The sequence below is a fragment of the Thermogemmatispora argillosa genome (assembly GCF_059696725.1).
In genome coordinates, this window is record NZ_AP019377.1 from 3,069,498 (window position 1) to 3,092,196 (window position 22,699).

Sequence of the window (22,699 nt, forward strand, 5' to 3'; positions counted from 1 at the left end):
GGGGAGAAATTGCTCCCCGCTGAAGCCTGGTGCCGGCCTGGTCCTAGGCCGATGGTCACATTGACAGCACAGAGAGCGCCTTTTATCCTGAAGGACAGGAAACTCTTACGGCGGAGGCAGATATTCAGTCATGGCTCCTGACTTTGCCCATCTCCATGTCCACACGGAGTACTCCCTCCTTGATGGCCTCAGCCGCATCAATGCCCTGGTCAAACGGACGAAGGAGCTAGGCATGAAGCATCTGGCCATTACTGACCACGGCGTTATGTATGGGGCCATCGAGTTCTATAAAGCCTGCAAGAATGAAGGTATTCACCCTGTTATTGGCGTAGAAGCCTATCTCACTGAAGATCTCCATGATCGCTCAAAGCGCTATAAAGAGGACTATAATCATCTACTGCTTTTAGCTAAGAACTATACTGGTTATCGCAATTTAATGAAGCTGACCACCATCGCTAACACCGAGGGGGTGCATCTTAACAAACCGCGCATCGATCGTCGCTGTCTGGAGCAGTATGGCGAGGGGCTGATAGCCACCTCCTCCTGTCTGGGCGGTGAGATCCCGCAGCTCCTGATCCAAGAGAAGATCGACGAGGCGCGCAAAATCATTCGCTGGTATCAAGATGTCTTTGGTCCAGAGAACTTTTATTTCGAGCTTCAAGAGCATACTGGCTATCCTGAGCAAAAGATTGTCAACAAGCGCCTCTACGAGCTGCATCGCGAAATGGGTGTGCCGCTGATCGTCACCAACGACCTGCACTATGTCAATGCCGAAGATGCTCACACCCATGAGGTACTGCTCTGCGTCCAGACTCAGAGCCAATTAAATGACCCGCGGCGCTTCAAATTCGAAAGCCACGAATTCTACTTACGCAGTCCCGAAGAGATGCAGCGCCTCTTTCCTGATCTCCCTGAAGCGCTGCTAAATACAGTGCGCCTGGCCGAATCCTGCGAGGTTGATCCTCTGGCCTATAAAGCTTCGCTTCCGGCGTATACTATTCCCCCTGAGTTCCCCTCACAAGAGGCCTATCTCTACCATCTCTGTCTGCAGGGTGTCAAAGAGCGCTTCGGCGAAATGACCGAGCGCATCAAGCAGCAGCTTGACTATGAGTTCAACCTGATCGTTCAGAAGGGCTTTGTACCTTATTTCCTGATCGAGTGGGACTTCGTGAATTACGCGCGTCAGCATGGCATCCGATGCTCAGCGCGTGGCTCGGCGGCTGGCAGTCTGCTTGCCTATGTACTCGGCATCACCAATGTGGACCCGTTGCGCTATCAGCTTCTATTCGAGCGCTTTCTGAACCCCGAGCGCTCGGATATGCCCGATATTGATATGGACTTCCCGGATGATCGGCGCGCCGAAGTCATTGACTATGTGGCGCGCAAGTACGGGCCTGAATGCGTAGCGCAGATGGTAACCTTCATGACAATGGCCGCCAAAAACTCGGTGCGCGATGTCGCGCGGGTCATGGGGCAGCAGGAGCTAGGTGACCGTATCGCCAGGCTGATCCCCTCGGGGCCGAAGGTCACCTTAGAGAGCGCCCTGGACAACGTCCGCGAGCTGCGTACTCTCTACGACCAAAGCCCGACGGCGCGCGAGCTGATTGATCAGGCCAAGGCCCTGGAAGGCTCGGTGCGAGGCACTGGGGTCCATGCTGCTGGCGTCATCATCGCCAATGAGCCGCTGGAGCACTTTGTGCCGTTGCAGGCCATCAACCCGAAGGACCCCTCTCAGGGCTGGAAGACCCAGTACGAACAGGTGCACCTGGAAGAGCTGGGTCTGATCAAATTCGACTTTCTGGGCCTTTCCAACCTGACCATTCTGGACAACACCCTCAAGTTCATCAAGCAGTCCCGGGGCGAAGAAGTTATCCTGGAGCAATTGCCGCTTGATCCTCTGCCCGAGACCGACGAACGCAGCCGCGAGCTGAACGAGAAGCGCGCCCGCGCCTTTGCTCTCCTGGCTGAAGGCGAGACAACAGGCATCTTCCAGCTTGAAGGCGCCAAGATGCGCGAATACATCAAGCAGCTCAAGCCGACCTGCATCGAAGACATCACCGCAATGGTGGCCCTCTACCGTCCCGGGCCAATGGACAGCATTCCTGACTTTATCGCCGCCAAGCACGGCAAAAAGCAAGTCAGCTACCTTGACCCGCGGCTCAAGGAGTGGCTCGAAGAATCCTACGGCGTGATTGTCTATCAGGACCAGGTGCTGCAGATTGCCGTCCACCTGGCTGGCTTCTCCTGGGGCAAAGTCAACAAGTTCCGCAAGGCCCTTAGCAAGAAGAAGATGGACGAAGTAGAGAGCTACAAAGGCGACTTCGTCGAAGGCTGCCTCAAGAACGGCATGAAACGCGAAGTCGCTGAGCAGCTCTTTGAGCTGATCCTACCCTTCGGTGGCTATGGCTTCAACAAGGCCCACGCTGCCAGCTACGCTGTCGTGGCCTACTATACCGCCTACCTGAAGGCCAACTACCCTGCCGAGTTCATGGCGGCCACCATGACAACGGAGGCGGCCGACGCCAAGAAGATCGCCAATGCGGTAGCCGAATGCAAGCGCCTCGGCGTGCCGGTCTGGGGACCAGATGTCAACGCCAGCCAGAAAGGCTTCACCGTCGAAAACGGCGGCGTCCGCTTTGGCCTACTGGCCATCAAAGGCATCGGCGAAGGGCCGATCGAGGAGATCCTGAGAGCCCGGGAGGAGGGCGGTCCCTTCCGCGATTTGGCCGATTTCTGCATTCGCGTCGATCCACGCACAGTGACCCGCGCCGTCATAGAGACTTTGATCAAGGCCGGCGCCATGGATAGCCTGGGCAACGGCAAGCGCCACCAGCTTCTCGATGCCGTTGAACGCGCTATGCAGATCGGCAAAAGCGAGCGCGCCGCCCGTGAAAAGGGGCTGGTCAGTCTCTTCGGCGAAAGCCTCAGCGTAGAGCCAAGCTTTGCCTTCCGCCTTAATCCCGAAACCCCTGAAATCCCACGTAAGCAATTGCTCAACTGGGAAAAGGAACTACTGGGCACCTATATTTCACGCCACCCCCTGGCCTACATCAGCGATCTGCTGAGCAAGCGCACCACCCACACAACTGGCCAGCTCAGCGAAGAAATGGAGAACCAGGAAGTGACCCTCGGGGGAACTATTCTGGAGGCGCGGCGCATTACGACTAAGAAGGGCGAGACAATGTGCGTGGCAAAGCTGGAAGACCTGACAGGCACAGTGGAAGTGACAGTCTTCCCTCGGGTCTACGAGCGCACCGCCGACCAGTGGGTTGAAGAAGCGGTGGTCCTGGTTCGGGGCAAAGTGCAGATGCGTCGCGATGAGCCAACCCTCATCTGCGAGGAAATTGAACCTCTCCAGGCCGCTGAGGAGGAGCTAAATCGCCGCCGCCATCAGGTCTGTCTACGCTTCCGCACCAGCGGCGAGAGCGAGCGCGCCGTCTCTGACGACATCATCAAGCTCCAGGATCTCTATCGCTATATCCAGGAACGGCCCGGGCGCGATCGCTACGAGCTGATTATCGAAAATGGTCATTGGCGCGTGCGCCTGCGACCGCGCGATAATACTATGCACTATTCACCCGAGCTACATGCTAAGCTTGAAGAGCTGCTCGGACGCGAAGCCATTACTGTCCAGGCGCTTGATGTCTAGCGAACACGTCCAGAGGGCGGCGGGAACAGGCTAACCGTGGAGGAACAAAGGCGGACAGTCAGGCACTGTCTGCCTCACCTCCTCGCGCTGCCGGGCCAGTGCGACCAGGGCTTGACAAAAGAAAAGCCGGTCTGCTATACTGCACTTGTCAAAGGCGGGGCGTAGCGCAGCCCGGTAGCGCACCACAATGGGGTTGTGGTGGTCGGAGGTTCAAATCCTCTCGCCCCGACCTGTTGAGGCACTGGTTTCTAACCAGTGCCTCTCTTTTTACTCACAGCGGTTGCAGGCTGGCTGCATTCCTTCGTCCCTCCATTGGCCAGCGGGGGCCGGACTGTCGGCGCATCCGAAGCCCTCCATTCCACATACTCAAAAGTGGGCATCTGACTCCTGCCATGCCCGGAGAGAAGCGCCTCACGGAGGAAATAACGGGCGGCCCAGAGGAACAGAATACGGGCCGGACGGCGCGGAACCAGCCCATGTAAAGGCAAGCAAAGCGCCAGCCAACCAGCCGACACTCATGCGCACGAGGGTCGATGATGCGTCCTCGTTTTGCTACAGGGCAGGCGAGCAGCCGCAAAGGGGCGTGACACAGTAAGGGAGCTAGCTAGTGCAGCACGGGCAGACGTTCCCAGACAGCGCGCAGCCAACGCGAGCGTAACTCCTCGCCGACCACCAGCAACGTAATGCAGATACCCACCAGTGTACCCAGAATCCAGCAGACAAGCGTGAGCGTAGTAGCATCCATCGACTGCAGCAGATGGATGACCGAAGCCAGCAGGCCCATGAGCGGGCCGCCCTCCATAGGAAGGAGGCGGAGCAAAGCCGGCTGAGTCAACAAACTGCCCAGCGAGGCGATCGTTGCCAATAAGGCTGCGGCCAGCAGCTCGCCCGGAGAAGGGCGCAACTGGGCAAGGATCGAAGACGGCTGTTGCTGAGGAGTGAGGGCCACCCGCTCCATGATGCGCAGAGAGAGATCCGCCGGCTCGGCGACCATCTGAAGACTCTCCAGGTGGCGTACGACCTCTTCGAGCAGCTCCAGCTCAGCACGGCAGCTTGCACAGCGAGCCAGGTGAGCCTCCAAGGCTCGCGTCCGCTCCATCGGTAGCCGTCCATCAAGGTAGAGCTGAAGCTGATCAACAGCCTCACTGCACCGCATTCGTCACCTCCGCTTTCTGAGAATCCGCCTGGCGCTGGGCCTGTAAGCGTGCCTTAAGCAAGTTGCGAGCGCGGAAGAGGTGCGTTTTAATGGTACCGATCGGCATCATCAAAATCTCCGCCATCTCCTCGTAGGTCATTTCCTGCAGATGTCGCAATATCAGAACGATACGGTACTTGGTTGGTAACGCCTCCAGCTGTTCGCGAACCAGAGCCTGGCGAGCATGAGCTTCGAGAGTAGACTCGGCCTGGCGCCTCTGGTCGCCGGCTTCGTCCAGGAGCTGCTTTTCCTGCATAGCGCTCTGGAGAGCCTTGTCGCGCTTGCGCTGTTCGAGCTGGCGCAAGCAGCAGTTATAAGCGATGCGATAGAGCCAGGTAGGAAAGCGGGCCTCGCCGCGGAACGTTGGGAGGCTCTGCCAGGCGGCTAAGAAAGCCTCCTGCGTGATCTCACAGGCCTCCTCGTAGTCCTGCAACATGCGCAGAATCATATTAAAGATGCGGCGCTGGTAGCGCTGAACCAGCAAAGCGAAGGCCTCGCGGTCTCCATGCTGGCTGGCTCTCACGAGCTGAGCATCGTCCTGCTCCAGGCGAGCGCGGGCAGCGCTGGAGAGGGGGAGATTCAGGCTGCGAGCGGAGTGCAGCAGTTCCTCATTCATAGGTTGTGCATCAAGCCTGGTACGACTGGAGAGCGAAGCTCGGCCAGGAACGAAACGGACTTCGTCGTGCAGGACTCTTTCTTAATCGACTTATCTTATATATTATACACGCGAGGCAACAGTAACGAGGTCAGATGCATGTCGTCGAACGTCCTGGCAGCCCTTTTGGGCTGGCTCCTGGCCCTGGTAATCTTTTGTGGCTTTATTGTCCTGCTACGCTACCTTGACCATCGAGAGCGCATGGCACTCATTGCACGTGGGTTAGACCTGGAGAGCCTGCAGAGGCGCAGCCGCAGCCGGAGGACCTTGCGGGCGGGGCTGATTACTATGATGGTAGGGCTAGCCTTGACCTTCGGCCTTTATCCCCTGGGCTTCATGCTGCCATCGGCTCTTACTGCCGCTCCTTTCCATCTCGGCCCCTGGCTGCTGCCGGGCCTGATCCCTCTTGGCGTGGGGGCCGCCCTTGTCGCCAGCTACTACTTAGAGCAAGATGGGCAGCCACCGCACGAGCACAATGGTCCACCACCCCCCTCGATGCCACCTCCTGAAAACGCACGACCCGAGCGTGACTCTCCCTGAAAAAGGGCGTCACGCCCGCTGGTCATCCGTTAGCCTCCTGGTCCTCCCCCGCCCCTCATCTCTTGACAGCTCTGCCCCGTCGTCCTATACTCAGAGCAAGTTCCTTTAGTAAATCAACTAAGTCAACAATAGCCACGAGAAGGAGCTGCCATGTCGCTTATTGAGGAACTCCTAGCGGCAAACGAGCGCTATACCGCCACCTTCAACAAGGGAGAGCTACCGCTGCCGCCGGCGAAGAAGCTAGCCATCGTCACCTGTATGGATGCGCGGATTGATCCAGCGCGTATGCTGGGATTAGAGGAAGGTGATGCCCACGTCATACGCAACGCCGGGGGGCGCACGGCGGAGGCGCTGCGTTCACTCATCATTTCCCAGCAGCTCCTGGGGACCACAGCCATCGTTGTCATTCACCACACCGATTGTGGCATGCTCACTTTTGAAAATGCTGACCTGCAGCGGCGCTTGCAAACGCAATTTGGTGTAGATGCGTCAACGCTGGACTTTCTGCCATTCAAAAATCTGGAGCAGTCGGTGCGTGATGACATCGCTCTGCTCCGCTCTTCTCCTTTTCTTCTCAAAGAAACCGAGATTGTGGGATTCATCTACGATGTACACAGCGGGCGACTTTCGCCCGTGCAATGACATGCTCTGTCGCGTGGAAGAGCAGTAGGCTCTGATGCGCTGGCAGAACGCCAAAGAGGAGGAACAAGCAGAGTGGTATGGAGCGCGATAGTCTGGAGCTAGGACCACTCGTGTTTCGCACCAGCCGCGAGGGACTGATTGTTGAAACCGGAGAGCGACGCTATGTGCTTGATCGCCAGCTTAGCTGGCAATTGCATCAGTTTCTCCATAGCTATCAGCATGAGCAACAGCAGCGCGAGCAGAGTGAGAAGCGAGAGCATCGTCTTCCTCTCTGGGTCTATGCCATGCATGAGCTGGGATAAAACGCCTGGCCAGGCTTGCGCCGGCAGGGATTCTGCGGCGCTGCGTTCCTACCGAACGTAGCGGCCCCAGCTCCTCCCGAAACGGGGGCAAGCCTGGCCAGATCCTAAAAGGTAACTTTCCGATTTTTCGGATTCCCCGCTTAACCCTCTTGACAGCTACGCCAAACAGTGCTATCATCTCCACTGCACTCGGGAACAAGGCAACGACAGCAAGCCTGGTCCGGGTGCCCTGATGAAAAGATCACATGGCCGTAGTGCCAGGTGCACCTGAACAACTGAAGAGTGATAAGGCTTTGAGTTGAGTGACGACCGGAAACCTGGGTCTACAGGCGGCTAGCCCACCAGAGTTGTCAATGAAGGTCTCCAGATGAGGAGACTTTCAGATAGATCTTCTGGATGGCGAGTTTGATCCTGGCTCAGGACGAACGCTGGCGGCGTGCCTAACACATGCAAGTCGAACGCTCTCCCCGCGAGGGGAGGGAGTGGCGGACGGGTGAGGAACACGTGGGTAACCTGCCCTGCAGTGGGGGATACCGGTGCGAAAGCGCCGACAATCCCGCATACGGTGGCGCCTTGCGAGAGGCGTCAGGAAAGCTCCGTGCCGGAGGGCGCGGGGCGCTGCAGGAGGGGCCTGCGCCCGATTAGCTTGTTGGTAGGGTAAAGGCCTACCAAGGCGACGATCGGTAGCTGGTCTGAGAGGACGGCCAGCCACACTGGGATTGAGAGACGGCCCAGACTCCTACGGGGGGCAGCAGTGAGGGATCTTCGGCAATGGGCGCAAGCCTGACCGAGCGACGCCGCGTGCAGGAAGAAGGCCTTCGGGTTGTAAACTGCTTTTCTGGGGGAAGAGAAGAGGACGGTACCCCAGGAAGAAGCCCCGGCAAACTACGTGCCAGCAGCCGCGGTAAGACGTAGGGGGCGAGCGTTGTCCGGAGTTACTGGGCGTAAAGGGCCTGTAGGCGGTCTGGCAGGTTCCCGCTGACAGCTCGCGGCTTCACTGCGAGAGAGGCGGGAAGACGGTCGGACTTGGAGGGCCACAGAGGGACATGGAATTCCCGGTGGAGCGGTGAAATGCGTAGAGATCGGGAAGAACACCGAAGGCGAAGGCAGTGTCCTGGGTGGTACCTGACGCTGAGAGGCGAAAGCTAGGGGAGCGAACGGGATTAGATACCCCGGTAGTCCTAGCCGTAAACGATGACCACTAGGTGTGTGGGGAGATCGACCCCCTGCGCGCCGAAGCGAACGCAGTAAGTGGTCCGCCTGGGGAGTACGGCCGCAAGGCTAAAACTCAAAGGAATTGACGGGGACCCGCACAAGCAGCGGAGCGTGTGGTTTAATTCGATGCAACGCGAAGAACCTTACCAGGGTTGGACAAGCACGCTGAGGGTCCAGAGATGGGCCGGCCCGCAAGGGAGGCGTGCTCAGGTGCTGCATGGCTGTCGTCAGCTCGTGCCGTGAGGTGTTGGGTTAAGTCCCGCAACGAGCGCAACCCTCGCTCTCGGTTGGAGGTTTCCGAGGGGACTGCCGCGCACAACGCGGAGGAAGGTGGGGATGACGTCAAGTCAGCATGGCCCTGACATCCTGGGCGACACACACGCTACAATGGTCGGGACAGCGGGCAGCGACCCGGCGACGGGAAGCGAATCCCTAAAACCCGATCTCAGTGCAGATTGCAGGCTGCAACCCGCCTGCATGAAGGAGGAGTTGCTAGTAACCGCCGGTCAGCACACGGCGGTGAATACGTTCTCGGGTCTTGTACACACCGCCCGTCACACCACGAAAGCCGGCAACACCTGAAGCCGTCGGGCTAACCCTGTGCTAAGGCATGGGGAGGCAGGCGTCGAAGGTGGGGTCGGTGATTGGGGTGAAGTCGTAACAAGGTAGCCGTACCGGAAGGTGCGGCTGGATCACCTCCTTTCTAGGGAGTCGGCTGGAGGGAATTGCGGCAGGCAGCTAGGGTTCGGAGCCGTCTCGTTAGAGGCTCTCGCTAGCCTCTCTCCTGATAGCAGTTGAGATGCTCTCACATCTGATCAGTTGCTCTGGCTCCGCCCCTGCCGATGCTTGCTCCTCCTCTCCCAGGTCGATCCTGTCACTCGACTCGATGTCCCGACTTCTTCTCTCTGCGAAGTCGGGAAATCCGCTCAAAACCCCCTTGCCAGAAACGCTGGTAGGTGGTAAAATAATAAGCGGTGATCGGGTGGCAGCGCGCAGAGAGTATACCCACTTGCCATGAGGCTGGTGCCTGGCAGGTCGGTCGTCATAAACTCAACCTTATCACTCTCCAGGTGTTCGGGTCACCCGGCACCACACAGTGTGATCACTATATTGCTTGCTTGCTGTGGGCTATTAGCTCAGGTGGTTAGAGCGCAGTCCTGATAAGACTGAGGTCCCTGGTTCGAGTCCAGGATGGCCCACCCACCCGTACAGGGGGATGTAGCTTAGTTGGTAGAGCGCTGCCTTTGCACGGCAGAGGTCAGGGGTTCGAGTCCCCTCATCTCCACCTGAGGGGATGTCAGTTCCCTGATATGTGAACTGGCTCGCTGTTTCTCGCCTGTCCATGCAGGTGGGGCGGTGACTATAGCGGAAGGGAAACACCCGTTCCCATCCCGAACACGGAAGTTAAGCCTTCCAGCTCCGATGATACTGCGGGGGGGACCCCGTGGGAAAGTAGGACGTTGCCGCCCCACCTGCCTGGATGGGCGTTTTTCCTCTTCATCCTCCCCTCCCTTCTCTTCTCCTTGCTATCATCTGCTCTGCGCCGCCGCAGCAATAGACACCTTCGCTGTGCCTCGCCTATAATAGATTCTGAACCCATAGCGATGGCGTTCTCGCTATCGCGGGCGGTGGCTCACGACTGAATTAGGGGGATGCCTTCGTCGCTGCCTCACTCAGTCGGCGGTCGCTTTGACCTGTATCCTTTTCCTTTAAGTCCAACTGGGGACCCGTGTGATGAAGCCCTGGAAGTTGCTGAAGCGCCTGGCTGTAGCGCTCTTTCTCGTGTTAATTATTGTGGCCATCTTCGGCCCGAATTTGGCTGATTTTGCTAAAGGTCTCCTTGGGAGTGTGGGTAAGCCTCTCACGAGCGCTATTTCGTTGCCATCTTCCAATATTCAGGCTCACCTGGTTCATACCCCTTCCCAGACGGATTCTGCCGCCTCCTCGCCCTCTCATTTGCAGATCGCTGTCCAGGGCCTCAAGCCGACGACGACGTATTACCTCACCATTGATGAGGGCGCCTGCGGTGGCCCTACTCTTCTGCTGGTTGGCTCCTTAAAGACCGATGAGGCCGGAACCGCTCTCAAAGATTTCTCGCTTGATCTCAGCGATCCCGCAAGCCTGGCCTCGCGCAAGCTCTGGTTAAATTTTCACAGCGGTAGCTTCAGCGGCGTGAGTAGTGCCTGCTCGCTTATCGATACCTCGCTGCTCCGCTAGAGGCCTGACCCGCTGCCTGGCTGCCTGATTCAGCGCCTCATGATGAGCACTTTGAAGTTGCCCAGCCCGCCGGGATCAGTCAGTGCCAGCACTTGTTGACGCAAGTTATACCAACGGAGCAGAGCTATCTGTCCTTGGTCCGTGGCTCGTTGCTGATCTGCCGCCGTGAAGTGGGTGCGACGAAGTTCCTCCAGTTCTTCAAAGATGCCCAGCCGTTCGAGCCAGGCGCGCTGTGTCGTAAAGAGGCGTAGGCGAAGACCGTGACGACGTCCCTCGTCGATCAAGGCGCTGAAGTTGACATGAGCCGTGATATCCTGCTCGCCCGGCCTGGCTAAAGGCTGCTCGTTGATGCGATGCCGGTGATAGCAGAGGAGGGTCCCACGGAGCCGCGAACGCGTGTAGAGCCGTGCGGCGCGATCGCCATAGTCTATGACAAGCAGAAAGCCAGGTCGCAGCAGCGCGGCCTGCAACTGCACCCAGCGCAGGGCCTCCAGGTTGATTTCTGCTCTCCAGCCATCGGGAAAGCGGTACCAGGGAACGCGATACCGATCAAGGTAGGTGGCTACTTCCGGTGATGAGGGAGGGGCGGCAATCTCGCACAATCTACCCGCTTCTACGCTCACGTAGATCTCGTAGAGCTGTCCCTGCTGTACCTCAACAAGGTGCACAGGAAAGGCGTCAACCAGCTCGTTGGCCAGAATGACATGGGGCCTCCCTTCACTCACCTGAAGCTGCTGCAGCGTTTCAGGCGAAAGGACATCTTCCCCACGCTGCAGGTCCAGGCTGCGGTAGCTGAGCGCAGCAGCAAATTCAGGCTGTTGCTGTTCGGACCAGGTGCGAATTCCTGCCTCTAGCTCGCCACGTCCTGCTCCCTGCTCCCAGACACGAAAAGGCCGCGGGCGGCGCAGCTCCTCCCACATCTGGTAGAGCTGGCGCCCCAGGCAGTGAGCAAAAAAGTGCCCAAGGTCACCGCTGGTGAAGTAATCTCCTGTCCAGCCAATGCGTGATGTGCCGGAGGCATAGTAGCCACCTTGGGGATCATAGAGAGCTGCACGCATGTATTCGGCAAAGGGCAAAGGCCCCTCGCGTTCAATGCGGGCGATCAGCTTTTGTTCAAGGAGAGAAGTCGTGGTCATCAAGGCACCCTTGGAAGCTGTTGCGCTTTTGTCTCTGGGGATAGGATGGCGGCTTAGACCTTTTCTGGCCACGCATGGCTTACGACGTATCTATGGCTCACGCGTCATCCCCAGGGCTGTCGCTAGGAACGGGCCGGTGCGGCCAGGAAGTGCATGATCAGCAGGTCGAAAGCTACCTCGGGGGTAAGACGGCTGCGCTTCAGTGCAGCATCTGTCTCAACGAGCTGGCGATAGATGAACTCTAGCTGAGCAAGGCTAAACTGCCGCACTTGTTGGACGGCACGCTCAGCGATGAAAGGTGCGATACCAAGTGTGGCGGCGACCTCTGCTGCGCGTAGCCCTTTCTGGGTCAGCTCTTTGACGAGCAATAAGGTGCGCACCTGCGAGAGCATGAAGCCAAGGAGCAATAGAGGCGGCTGCCCTTCGGAGAGCAAACTGTGAAGGATATCAAAGGCCTGCTGCGGTCTCCGCTGGGCAAGGGCATCGGTCAAATCAAAGATGCGAGTCTCCTGCACCTGGGCAGAGAGGGCTCGCACCTCTGGCACATCGATGGTGCCACCTTCACCGACATAGGTCGCTAGCTTCTCTAGCTCATTGGCTAACATGCGCGTCTGGCTCCCAATAAAATTAGCCAGGAGAGCCACAGCCTCGCGCGTAATGCGAACCTTGAGCTGTGCCGCTCGCTCCTCGATCCAGCGTTCAAGGGCCGCTCCCTTGGGAAGCATACTTTTGATTTCCTGACCGTAGCGTCGGGCTGCCTCAACCAGGGGGTGACGGGCATCAAGCACCTCATCCACCAGGAGAATCAGAGTAGTGGAAGCTGGCAGCGAAGGAACAAAGGACGCTAAGCCCTGCTCAAAGTCAGCCCGCGAGACTCCCCCTGCTTTCTTGTTCCCCTTGCGAGCTCGACTGCGCTTGCGCTCTCCGCCACTGGCCTCCCCTTCCGCCGCTGGCCCTGAATTTGACCCCTTATCATCGTCAAGGCCTGCGCCAGCCCCTTCACTTCCCTGAACGGTCGAGGAACTTCCCCGACGCTTGCGGGGCAGTCCCTCGACAATTACTAATCGGCCTTCGCTCAGGAAAGGCAGCGTACTGCATGTAGCGACAATGGTCGCTAGCTCAGTCTCATCGCCGTGGTAGACATCCTGGTTATAGCCAAAGTCTCCCTGCTGGCGCAGGCGCCTGAGCACTTCGCGACTGCTGAATTCATCATCGCCATGCAGCAAATAAAACATAAAATACCCTCACTCCCCCTCAAGCGTCAGACAGGCCTGCTGGCTGGCTTGCCAGAGCCACTGCTCACTCGGACAGGGGCGTCGCATGCCGGCGCGAACGGCGGCTTTCAGAGCGCGCGACCGCCCAATCAGTCAGCATGCCGCCGACCAGACCCAGGATGCTGCACAGGAAGAGCGAGCCGAAGAAGGTGGCCCCAACCTGGGCATTGGGCAGGGGCGTATCAAAAATCAGCGTATCGACCCACCCTAGAATAGCCAGAAGGCCGATAAACGCTCCGATGAAAGCTCCCAGGATCACGGCCCAGCGTCGCCTGACCAGCACCATACTGACCCAGAAGATGACAAAGAGCGAAAGGGGCAGCGATAGTAAGAAGCCAAAGAGGCTGGCCAGGAAAAGCCCATCGCTGGGATTGATGATGAGTGCCGGTCCTCCCATAGACCTCGCATTGCCTCCCGCTAGCTAGCTTTTGCGTTCGTATTATACTGCAGCTTCAGAGGGCTGACAATAGCAGCCTCCTGGGCAGCTCCGGCTACGATAAGTAAGGCCAGTCGAATGAAGAAGAGGAGATCGCTCAAGGGGGCGGAAGAGCGAGAAACAGAGACAGGAGCAGCGCGCCGGTCCTGCAACACCTCCCGGCGCGCTGCGTATATATAGGCAGTCAGATCCTGAGAGCAATCAATCTCACATCTCGACCAGATGAATTCGAGGAAAAGGCCATGATGAATCGCATGACAACTCTGGGCTTGGACGAGCGTCTAGAACGGGTGCTTGCTTATGCGCTTTTCTGGATCTCGGGTCTGATCCTCTTCCTCTTCGAGAGAAACCGCAATGTGCGCTGGCACGCTGCTCAGTCCCTAGTGACCTTCGGCTCCCTCTCGCTGGTGATCCTGGTCCTCCAGTTTCTGCACGGCATTGTGAGCCTGCTACCGCTGCTGGGGTGGCTCATCGGCTTCGGGTTGGGGCTGCTGATCCATCTACTAGGCTGGCTGGTGCTGCTGCTCTGGCTCTGGCTGATGTTGATGGCCTGGTTCAGACCGGACTACCGCCTGCCCTTTTTCAGTCAGTTGGCGGACACTCTGGTGTAGGGGCCACGAACTGCGCTCGAAAGCGCAGCGGGTCAGCGCAAAGGCGATCAGGCCTCCGCTTAGGGTTGCCAGGAAATTCACTGTATCATTGTTGACGCCTGGTAGGCCGCGTACATACTGGGTAGCGGTGCTGCAGCGCTGGTGAAAGGATTGCTCTGTCTCCTGCCCACAGCGTGGACAGCGGTAGATGGTCTGGAAGGTGGCACCAAGAAGGCTGTCAATGAGGCAGCCGGCAAGACCACTGAGCCAGGCAATAAAGGCCAGCGGCAAAGGCCGAGAGTGGCCCTGACTGCGTCCTCTGCTCCCCCCGGAAAACAGGCGCGCCAGCGCGAGCGAAGCCTGAAGCACCACCCCTGTGGCCAGCGCCCCGGCCGCAGCCACAAGCGTTCCTGGCCAGGAGATCGCCCCCGAGGTGCCCGGAGAGACTGGGCGTCCAGTCGTGATCAGGCGTGGCGAGCGGTGTAGTAGGACTCCCACCTCAGTGGCCCAGGTGTCGGCCGTGGCCGTTGCCAGAGCACCGCCAAAGGCTGCCAGCCACGGATCATACGGCTCGCTCTGAAGAGAGGTGGGCGACAGAGAAGGAGACAGGGACCTCTGCGAACGCCAGCGCAGTTCCCGACGTAGCCCGTAACGCAGCGCACACCAGGTAGCCACACCTCCATTGGCCACCACTTGCAGCACATCGCGGGCGCTGCCTTTGCTAAACTTCTCCGCCGCGATCTTGGTCTTCTTCTGCTGACGGAAGCGGGATAAGATGCTGGAAGAGATGAAAAAGAAAATGAGGGAGAGGCCCAACTCCCAACCACCGACGCCGGCAGTCACTGTTCCCGTCGCAATGGCTGCCGGCACGCCGCTGCGCTTGAGAGCGCCGCGCCGCTGAGCTAAGAGGCTGATCCCGCTGCTCACCAGCAGCCAGAGAAAGAGCCGCTGCCGCCACGGGGGCCGCCTGGCCCTGGCACTCCTGACCTCCATTGTTCTTGCTCCTCCTTTACCTGGCGAATGTTAAGCATCTCTCCTATCTTTTGTTACAGAATGCCGACCAGGCCAGTCCTATTGTAAAAAGGGCATTGCTTGCCTGCAAGGGGCGAGGAGCCTGGCCTGCAGGGGAGAGAAGTAAGTAGTACTTTTGGCCGGGAATTATGGATCTATAGTATCATATCAGTGAGCCTGGTCATGTTTATCACTAGTAGATAGGTATACCAATCGAGGCAGGCAACCAGCGCAGTGCGTTGCGTGCCACCGAAAAGCATGCTACACTGCGAGCGAGCCAGATCCAGGAGCGAAGGAGACGGCCTGGTGAAAGTGAGGAGCAACAGTGATTAGGTGTAGCAACTGTGGAGAGCCAGTCGCCGCCGGCATGGCGACATGCCGACGCTGCGGCTTGCCGTTATCTGGCGGAGTTGGAAGTGTTGCAAGCGCTGCAGATGCGCAGAAAGGGGTACCCCAGCGGTCAGAGTTGCCCGCATGGCTGCAATCGTTGCGGGCGGGTGAGCGCCTGCCAACGGGCGCTACCGGTCCTATCCCTCTCTCTGCCGCTGATCTGATCGACGAAGATAGTCTCCCAAGCTGGATGCGCGCGGAGCAAAAGGAAGATACTGCAGAATATCAGTTTCCTGCCAGTCCCCAGTTTAGTGGACCTGCAGGCTACGCGGCGGCCTCGCCAGCACGGGGAATTGCCGCTCGCTCTCTCATCGATGAGCAGGCGCTGCCTTCCTGGATGCGTGAGGGACAGGAGCAGGAGAGCGGTCCGAAGAAAGATATTCCCGCCTCTAGCTTGATTGAGCCGGATGCCCTGCCAGAATGGATGAAGTCTTTGAAACCGTCGGCAGAGGAGGCTGCTGGATCAGCTCCTGCGGCGCCTGCTTCCCAGGAGTGGGCCAGAGTGACCGGTGGAGAGCCGGGCGTGTCCCCCAGGCCCGGCCAGCCGCTTCAGGCCCACGATCTGATCGATCCGCAGCAATTGCCCGATTGGCTGCGGGGCCAAAACTCGGGTACCGAGGCGGCGAAAGCGGGCCCTGCTCTTGGGGCCGGCGGGGCCACGCGGCTAGAGGCGGCTTCGCTTATCGATATGAATGCCCTGCCCGCCTGGCTGCGTGAGGGACAGCTAGAAGGCGCCAGCTCAGCATCGGCGTCGGCATCATCGGGGACACAAGCTGGTCCGGCCTCGTCTTCTCCTCCTGTGCCGACTGTGCCCGCGGGCGGCCTGACGGCGGCTTCGCTCATTGACATGAATGCTTTACCTGAATGGCTGCGCTCCTCGATGGAGACACCTGCTCCGGCTGGCTCTGCCGGCCAGGGCCCGCTTGCCCAGGAGCCGGGGCGAGTGCTGCCTGATCCTATGCAACCGCGTGTAGAAAATATGCGTGTGCCCAGCCGGCCACGCACGGAACTGGGCGTTAGCGAGCAGAGCGAGGCGGCCGCCAATGTTTTTGCTTCTCTCCTGGGAGTGGCCTCGGCTACGCCTTCGTTGCCTGCTCAGGGGGGCGAGCCACGCTATGGGCAGATGATGCCGACGTCGCCGCCGTCAGCTCCTGCTGCTGGTGGGGTACCACCTTCCACACCCGCAGGCCCTTCTGGCTATCCCGCTGCGGCCTATGCCAGCACCAATGCCAGTGCGAACCCTGTACCTGCGGCTCCCGCCTACGCGGCGCCGTCCCCAGCCGCGCCATCTGCGCCCGCCCAAGGACCAGGCATCGAGGCGCAAGCTCAGTCCCGAACGCAGGCCCGGCCTGCTAAGCGCAGTTTCCTCGATGTGATTCGTAGCTGGTTCCCGCATTAGGTGAGAGAAGAGGGGTGTTCAGGAGATGCAGACGCAGTTGAATCAGCAGGAGGGTCAGGCGGCAGCTCACAGAAAAGATGCCGCTGCCGCAAATTCTATTTTGGTCGCCGACTGCGGCAGCGTGCTAACAAAGGTTTCATTGCTGGGCCTGGTCGAGGGGCAGTATCGCCTGATGGCTCGTGGTGAGGCCCCAACGACGTTGACCACTCCCCAGGAGGATATTACTCGGGGCATTGTGCAGGCCATCAATGAAATCGAGCTGGTCACGGGACGGCAAATTATCGTCGATGGCCGCTTGCTGGCGCCAGAGCAGCCGGACGGTAATGGGGTCGATGTCTTTGTGTCGACGATCAGCGCCGGCGGTCCTTTGCGCCTGGTGGTTCTGGGCGCCGCCAGCCCTGCACTGACAGACCTGGTGAGACAGGCGGTCTCGGGCCTCTATGCCGAGATGCACGCTCTGCCCTCGCCAACTTTTACCGCCAGTATGGCCGCCACGCAGCTCTCACCGCCGGGAGCGACGCCGTTGCCAGGTGCGGCAGGACCTGCTCCCTGGACCCCTGAGCGCCTGGCTCTGGAATGGCGGCGCCAGATCGATCGCTTGCGCGAGTTGCAGCCGCATGCGGCCATCATTGTCGGCATGGCCGACGGGCCAACGGGCGCCACTCCGATCCAGGAGGCCTGCCAGTTGCTGCTGAATGCAGCGCACGAGCAGCGCGAGAAGACGCGAACTTTCCCCCTGCCTGTGCTCTATGCCGCTGCTCCTCAGTATGTCGAGGCGTCCCGACGCTTAATTAACGGCGCTGGCGAGGTGATGCGTCTTGATCCTTTGGTCTCTGCCGCGAATCTCGGCCCGATCAGCATGGCCGCCAGTTCGCTCTACGAGCGGGCGATTCTCCGTCGCTTGCCCGGTAGTGAGACCCTCTGGTCCTGGTCTGCAGCAGCTCCTGTAGCGACCGCCACCTCGCTTAGTAGCCTGGTGCGCTTTCTGGCTCACCACTATACGATGAATGTCATGGCTGTCGATGCCGGTGGGGCCAATACGACCCTGCTGTTGGCCGGCGAGCGCGGCGAGTTTATCCCAATGGTTAATGCGGGTATTGGGGTCGGCTCCGGTCTGGGCGAGCTGTTGAAGCGCGTCGGTTCTCAGAATATCAGCCGCTGGTTGCCGTTTGATGTCTCGGATGAGGAGCTGCGCCAGTTTGTGCTTAATACGATGCTGCATCCTCATGTGGTTCCCAGCAATCAGCGAGAGCTACAGATTAGCCAGGCCTTTGCGCGTGAGGCCATTCTCTTAACTGCTGAGGCTCTGAAGACGGGAGCGCTCAGCAACTTCTCGCCCGACTTGATTTTGGCTACTGGCAGTGTGCTGGCGCATGCTCCTCGACCTGCTCAGGCGGCCTTGATCTTGCTCGACGCTTTGCAGCCGCGCGGCGTGACCTCGCTGGTGCTCGATCGTACTTTGCTGTTCCAGCAGTTGGGGGCAATCGCGACGGTCAACCCTGTGGCTGCCGTGCAGGTCAATGAGAACGATGCTGTAACCCATCGCCTGGGTACCTGTGTAATCCCCTATGGGGCCTTGCCGCCCGATCAGATTGCGCTGCGGGTCGTTGTGGAGTATAGTAATGGACGGCAAGTTCAGGTCGAGGTCATGAGCGGCTCGATAGAGGTGATTCCTCTGCGCCTGAATGAGCAGGCTTTGCTGACGCTTTATCCCGCTCCGACGGTTGATGTGGGGCTGGGTCCGGGCGAACGTGCTCGCGCTGCTGAGGAGATCGATGGTGGCCTGGTAGGCCTGATCATCGATGCTCGCGGGCGCCCGTTGGTCCTGCCGGGTGATAAGGCTGAACGCCAGGCCCGGCTGTTGCAGTGGTCCCAGGCAATTGGTGCTTAGAGCGAGAAGCCTGGCCCGATGCCGGCTGGCTTGTTGAGAAAGAAACTGCTCCTTACTCCTTACCCCAGTCGGCTCAACTGCAGAGCTGGCCTGTCCAGCGCGGGGGAGCGCTGCTGTCCCGCTCTCTCTACTGCTTTGGCCCGATCTTATCTTTTCTATTTGTTTGTGCTATGATCGCGCGATTCGACATACTTTAAAGTTTTGTTAACGTTGATGATCTATTGCTTGCGATCTGGCGTGTGCGTGGGAGGCGCCCACTACGATGGCCTATCCCCTGGGGTGGTCTGTGCGCTTACAGGTTGTGGTGCGCAGAGAGCGCTGGCCCGGTGGCTCGCGTGCGGGAGCGGTGGCTCTGGTCTATCCCGGCCAAATGGTCGAGCCGGATCAGCCGGTAATTCGGCTGAAGCGTGAAGAGCGCAGCGAGGAACTCGGTGATCTCCCTCGCCTCTCGCTGCCAGCAATTACGCGAAAGCTACCGGCCATCCAGCCGGCAAGTGCTGCGCATCGCCTAAGCGATACGGAAACGGCGCTGGCTGTGCCCGCACTGGGTGAGGAGACGGTGCCGGCTGGCCTGCGGGGGCGTGTTGTCGATGTGACGGCACGCGGGGGGGTAGTGATCGAAAGTCAGGTGGTGGCTGTGCAGGGGGTTCTGGGCGCTGGTCCCCAGGTAGCAGGCATATTGACGCTCTGGCGGTCTCTTGACGGGAGTGGCTCGCGTTCTTCGGTGCAGCCTATTCCTCCCGGGGCCATTCTGGTGGTTCCTGGTCCGCTCAGTTTCCTTCTCTTACGTCATGCCCTTAATTCCGGCGTCGTTGGCATCGTCGCGAGCAGCATCTTTCTGCGTGATCTTGAAGGCTTCTTGCATGCCGATCTGTTGGAACTGGTGAATAGCCCCAACGCTGAGGCCCTGCAATCTCGCTTGCCGCCGTTAACGATCATGCTGACGGAGGGCCTGGGAAGCTTAGCGATGCCCGCCCGTTTGTTGCAGCTATTGAGCTGCTATCAAGGGCGCGTGGCCCTCCTATCGGGCTTTACTTCGGTTCGGCATCATGTCTTGCCTGAGCTGCTGATCTCCCTGACCGCCGCTGAGGCTGAGGCGCTCCCCTCTCAGGAGCCTGATCTGACGCTCGTTCCTGGTGCCCGGGTGCGTGTTTGCTGCGGTGACTACCGGGGTAGGACTGGCGAGATTCTCTCTCTCTTTCTCCATCGTCAGCGTCTCCCGTCTGGTGTGTACGCTCAGGCGGCGCGTGTCCTTCTGGAAGAAGGCGAAGTAATTGTCGCTGCCCTCTCTTGCCTCGATCGCATCGGCTAGCTCTCTTGTGGTTTCTCCTCTCTCCAGGGAGGCTCTGCTCTCAGTGTCGTGGTTCCCGTTTTTATCGTTATCTCTTCTTTTCCTTCTCCCCTTAAGGCGAGAAGGGAGGAAGAAAGAAGGAAGGAAAAGCTGAGGTGCTGGCTTGACTAGCGGCGATTGGAATGCCACTCTCTATGATACCAAGCACGCTTTCGTCTTTGCTTATGGCAGCAGCCTGGTGGAGCTGCTGGCGCCCCGTCCGGGCGAGCTGATCCTTGATGTGGGCTGCGGCACGGGCCATCTAACAGCCGCTATTGCGCGCAGCGGTGCGCGAGTGGTAGGCCTCGATCTCTCGCCGGCGATGATCGAGACTGCCCGTCGGCATTATCCAACCCTCGAATGGCACATAGGCGATATTCGCACGTTCGACTATCCGCATCCTTTTGATGCTCTCTTCTCTAACGCGGCTCTGCACTGGATACCCGAGGCGGAGAGGGTGGTTAAGGCTCTGGCCCGCTTGCTCAAACCCGGTGGGCGCCTGGTGCTGGAGATGGGAGGGCGCGGCAATGTCGCGACGCTGCAAGCAGCAGTAGAAGCGGTATTGCAGGAGCGCCTGGCCATAACGCCGGTCAATCCCTGGTACTTTCCCGCCCTGGGTGAGTATGCAACCTTGCTGGAGACGCACGGTTTCGAGGTGCAGGCTGCCTGGCTCTTTGCACGACCGACGGCGCTGGAGGAGGGTGAGCGGGGGCTGCGCCTCTGGCTGGAGATGTTCGGGTCTCCCTTGCTGGAGGCGGTGCCCGCCGAGCGTCGAGAGGAAATCTTGATGGCGATCGAAGAGAAGCTTCGCCCTTTGCTCTTCAGAGAAGGACACTGGGAGCTGGACTATCGCCGCTTGCGGGTGCTGGCTCGCCGTCTGTGAGGAGCTATCGCTGTGTCAGAGTTATCCACACTGGTGGAGAGTTATCCACATATGTCACCACAAGATGTGGATAACTCCCCCGATTCCAGCACAAGATGTGGATAACTCTGGCTACTGCTGAGGTAGCAGCAAAGAACGACCTGTCATCTCGCGCGGTTGTGGCAGCCCCATGATCTGGAGGATCGTCGGAGCGATATCGGCCAGAATACCATCGCTGCGCAGTCTGGCATCGGCAAGCTGGGGCACAACAAGGTAGAGCGGAACCGGGTTGGTGGTGTGGGCCGTCATGGGCTTGCCACTATCATAGTAGATCATTTGCTCGGCGTTGCCATGATCGGCAGTGATCAGCAGGCCGCCACCGACAGCAAGCGTCGCCTCGACGACTCGCCCGACGCCGGCATCGACAGCCTCAACTGCCTTGATCGCGGCCTCAAGTACGCCGGTATGACCGACCATGTCGGCATTGGCATAGTTCATGATCACCAGGTCGTACTGGCCGCTGCGAATGCGCTCGACTGCGGTTTCGGTGACGCCGGGAGCACTCATCTCAGGCTGCAGATCGTAGGTGGGAACCTTCGGCGAAGGGACAAGCAGCCGGTCCTCACCGGGAAAAGGCGTCTCGCGACGCCCATTGATGAAGTAGGTCACATGGGCATATTTTTCGGTTTCGGCGGTGTGGAACTGACGCAGGCCATGTTCAGAGATGACGCGGGCTAGCGGCATCTCGACCTCATCGGCGCGGAAAGCCACCTCTGCTGGCAGCCCCGCCTCGTACTCGGTCATCATCACAAAGACCAGGTCGCGCAGGCGCGGCCCACGCTCAAATTTGCCGGCGGCCTGGGGCGGCAGCTCTTCCAGCACAAAGGCTTTGGTCAGTTGGCGCGCACGGTCGGGACGAAAGTTATAGTGGATGAGGGCATCGCCTTCCTTGACAAGAGCTAGCGGGTGCTCCTCTTCCATGATCACTGTGGGAACAATGAATTCGTCAGTAACGTCGCGCTCGTAGGACTGCTGAATGGCCGCCACCGCCGATGAGGCGCGCTCACCTTCGCCACGCGTCATGGCAAAATAGGTTTTGGCGGTGCGCTCCCAGCGATTGTCTCGGTCCATAGCGTAGTAGCGCCCGCTGACCGTCGCCACGCGCGCCGGACGATCGCCGCCAATCTCGCGCGCCCGTGCCTCCAGGCGCTTCATGAATTCGATGCCGGCGGTGGGCGATGTATCGCGCCCATCGGTAAAGGCGTGGATATAGACCTGCTCGATCTCATGCTGGCGGGCCAGGCGCAAGAGGGCCTCTAAGTGGTCCTCATGCGCGTGCACGCCGCCGTTGCCAAGTAAGCCGCAGATGTGCAGCCGCGAGTGATTGCGCCGGACATGCTCGATCGCCTTCAACAGGGCCGGGTTCTGGTAGAAGCTACCGTCCTTAATAGATTCGCTGATGCGTGTAAAATCTTGCAGAACGCGCTTGCCCGCACCGATGTTCTGATGGCCGACTTCGGAGTTGCCCATCTGACCCGGGGGCAGACCGACAGCCTCACCAGAGGTTTTGACAAGGGTATGGGGCCAGCGACGCTCTAGCTCGTCTATGTGCGGCGTGCGCGCCAGGGCAATGGCGTTGCCTTCCTTGCGCGGGTTGAAGCCCCAGCCATCCATCACGATCAGCACGAACGGGCGTGGTCGCCCAATAGAAGCCTTACTCATCGTTCCTCGTTCTGCTCCAGTTAAAAAGTTAAGGCGTGTGTCCTATTGTATCATGGCTGCCGCTGACCTTCAGCAGGCTGAGGCCCCAAAGCCACCAATCAGCTCGCGCAAAAGCGGTGGCTGCTGCGCTGTGGGGGCGGGACCGGCCTGGGCTGGCCCCACCCGGTCCGGCGGGTAAAGCTGGCTATCGCCTGTGGCCTGGAGCCATGATATAATAAATCCGTTGCACTTGCTGTGACCTGT

General features: G+C 59.4%; 17 protein-coding genes, 3 tRNA genes and 2 rRNA genes. 15 read left to right on the top strand and 7 right to left on the bottom strand.

Features of this window, described 5'->3' with window-relative positions:
* The first annotated feature begins 130 nt into the window (after positions 1-130).
* Positions 131-3,649 carry a DNA polymerase III subunit alpha gene (locus AC6H1L_RS11950; RefSeq protein WP_497597728.1) on the top strand — a complete coding sequence of 1,173 codons (3,519 nt, stop codon included), beginning with the start codon at positions 131-133 and terminating at the stop codon, positions 3,647-3,649.
* Positions 3,650-3,804: 155 nt separating this feature from the next.
* A tRNA-Pro gene (locus AC6H1L_RS11955) sits at positions 3,805-3,878 on the top strand.
* A 375-nt stretch (positions 3,879-4,253) separates the two neighbouring features.
* Here AC6H1L_RS11955 and AC6H1L_RS11960 read toward each other — a convergent pair.
* On the bottom strand, positions 4,254-4,805 hold the full coding sequence (locus AC6H1L_RS11960; RefSeq protein WP_497597729.1) for an anti-sigma factor family protein: 552 nt from the start codon (positions 4,803-4,805) through the stop codon (positions 4,254-4,256).
* Positions 4,792-5,460, bottom strand: coding sequence for an RNA polymerase sigma factor (locus AC6H1L_RS11965; RefSeq protein ID WP_497597730.1), 669 nt, complete (start codon positions 5,458-5,460; stop codon positions 4,792-4,794). The genes AC6H1L_RS11960 and AC6H1L_RS11965 overlap by 14 nt, the downstream gene beginning before the upstream one ends.
* A gap of 138 nt (positions 5,461-5,598) precedes the next feature.
* Between AC6H1L_RS11965 and AC6H1L_RS11970 the strand changes: the two genes are divergently transcribed.
* The 8 genes from AC6H1L_RS11970 (at position 5,599) to AC6H1L_RS12005 (ending at position 10,415) form a co-directional block, all read left to right on the top strand.
* Entirely contained in the window at positions 5,599-6,039 is a 441-nt protein-coding gene (locus AC6H1L_RS11970; protein ID WP_497597731.1) for a DUF6249 domain-containing protein, read from the top strand.
* Between the two features lie 150 nt (positions 6,040-6,189).
* On the top strand, positions 6,190-6,681 hold the full coding sequence (locus tag AC6H1L_RS11975; RefSeq protein WP_497597732.1) for a beta-class carbonic anhydrase: 492 nt from the start codon (positions 6,190-6,192) through the stop codon (positions 6,679-6,681).
* Between the two features lie 77 nt (positions 6,682-6,758).
* Positions 6,759-6,983 carry a hypothetical protein gene (locus tag AC6H1L_RS11980; protein ID WP_497597733.1) on the top strand — a complete coding sequence of 75 codons (225 nt, stop codon included), beginning with the start codon at positions 6,759-6,761 and terminating at the stop codon, positions 6,981-6,983.
* A gap of 393 nt (positions 6,984-7,376) precedes the next feature.
* A 16S ribosomal RNA gene (locus AC6H1L_RS11985) occupies positions 7,377-8,901 on the top strand.
* A gap of 422 nt (positions 8,902-9,323) precedes the next feature.
* Positions 9,324-9,397 (top strand) — tRNA-Ile (locus tag AC6H1L_RS11990).
* 13 nt (positions 9,398-9,410) lie between these two features.
* Positions 9,411-9,483: transfer RNA gene (locus AC6H1L_RS11995), tRNA-Ala, on the top strand.
* Between the two features lie 67 nt (positions 9,484-9,550).
* A 5S ribosomal RNA gene (gene rrf / locus AC6H1L_RS12000) occupies positions 9,551-9,667 on the top strand.
* 265 nt (positions 9,668-9,932) lie between these two features.
* Positions 9,933-10,415: a hypothetical protein gene (locus AC6H1L_RS12005; protein ID WP_497597734.1), complete on the top strand. Its 483-nt coding sequence runs from the start codon at positions 9,933-9,935 to the stop codon at positions 10,413-10,415.
* 29 nt (positions 10,416-10,444) lie between these two features.
* Here the strand turns inward: AC6H1L_RS12005 and AC6H1L_RS12010 are convergent, their stop codons facing one another.
* The 3 genes from AC6H1L_RS12010 to AC6H1L_RS12020 form a co-directional block, all read right to left on the bottom strand.
* Positions 10,445-11,551, bottom strand: coding sequence for a class I SAM-dependent methyltransferase (locus tag AC6H1L_RS12010; protein WP_497597735.1), 1,107 nt, complete (start codon positions 11,549-11,551; stop codon positions 10,445-10,447).
* A 122-nt stretch (positions 11,552-11,673) separates the two neighbouring features.
* Positions 11,674-12,786 (bottom strand): DNA polymerase III subunit delta, encoded by a 1,113-nt coding sequence (gene holA, locus AC6H1L_RS12015; protein ID WP_497597736.1) that lies wholly within the window; start codon positions 12,784-12,786, stop codon positions 11,674-11,676.
* Positions 12,787-12,850: 64 nt separating this feature from the next.
* A complete protein-coding gene (locus AC6H1L_RS12020; protein ID WP_497597737.1) occupies positions 12,851-13,222 on the bottom strand; it encodes a PTS sucrose transporter subunit IIBC in 372 nt (123 codons plus the stop codon).
* Between the two features lie 281 nt (positions 13,223-13,503).
* Here AC6H1L_RS12020 and AC6H1L_RS12025 point away from each other — a divergent pair, with 281 nt between their 5' ends.
* A complete protein-coding gene (locus AC6H1L_RS12025; protein WP_497597738.1) occupies positions 13,504-13,872 on the top strand; it encodes a DUF4870 domain-containing protein in 369 nt (122 codons plus the stop codon).
* Here the strand turns inward: AC6H1L_RS12025 and AC6H1L_RS12030 are convergent.
* The gene (locus AC6H1L_RS12030) at positions 13,765-14,844 is read right to left on the bottom strand and encodes a DUF92 domain-containing protein (protein ID WP_497597739.1); all 1,080 of its coding nucleotides are present in this window, start codon (positions 14,842-14,844) and stop codon (positions 13,765-13,767) included. The two genes, AC6H1L_RS12025 and AC6H1L_RS12030, sit on opposite strands and share 108 nt — an antisense overlap.
* A 484-nt stretch (positions 14,845-15,328) precedes the next feature.
* Here AC6H1L_RS12030 and AC6H1L_RS12035 point away from each other — a divergent pair, with 484 nt between their 5' ends.
* The 4 genes from AC6H1L_RS12035 (at position 15,329) to AC6H1L_RS12050 (ending at position 20,755) form a co-directional block, all read left to right on the top strand.
* The gene (locus AC6H1L_RS12035) at positions 15,329-16,651 is read left to right on the top strand and encodes a hypothetical protein (RefSeq protein WP_497597740.1); all 1,323 of its coding nucleotides are present in this window, start codon (positions 15,329-15,331) and stop codon (positions 16,649-16,651) included.
* A gap of 25 nt (positions 16,652-16,676) precedes the next feature.
* The gene (locus AC6H1L_RS12040) at positions 16,677-18,542 is read left to right on the top strand and encodes a glutamate mutase L (RefSeq protein ID WP_497597741.1); all 1,866 of its coding nucleotides are present in this window, start codon (positions 16,677-16,679) and stop codon (positions 18,540-18,542) included.
* A 262-nt stretch (positions 18,543-18,804) separates the two neighbouring features.
* Entirely contained in the window at positions 18,805-19,854 is a 1,050-nt protein-coding gene (locus AC6H1L_RS12045) for a hypothetical protein (protein ID WP_497597742.1), read from the top strand.
* A 142-nt stretch (positions 19,855-19,996) separates the two neighbouring features.
* Entirely contained in the window at positions 19,997-20,755 is a 759-nt protein-coding gene (locus AC6H1L_RS12050; protein ID WP_497597743.1) for a class I SAM-dependent methyltransferase, read from the top strand.
* A 111-nt stretch (positions 20,756-20,866) separates the two neighbouring features.
* Here AC6H1L_RS12050 and gpmI read toward each other — a convergent pair whose 3' ends face one another.
* Entirely contained in the window at positions 20,867-22,441 is a 1,575-nt protein-coding gene (gene gpmI, locus AC6H1L_RS12055) for a 2,3-bisphosphoglycerate-independent phosphoglycerate mutase (protein WP_497601544.1), read from the bottom strand.
* Positions 22,442-22,699: the final 258 nt, after the last annotated feature.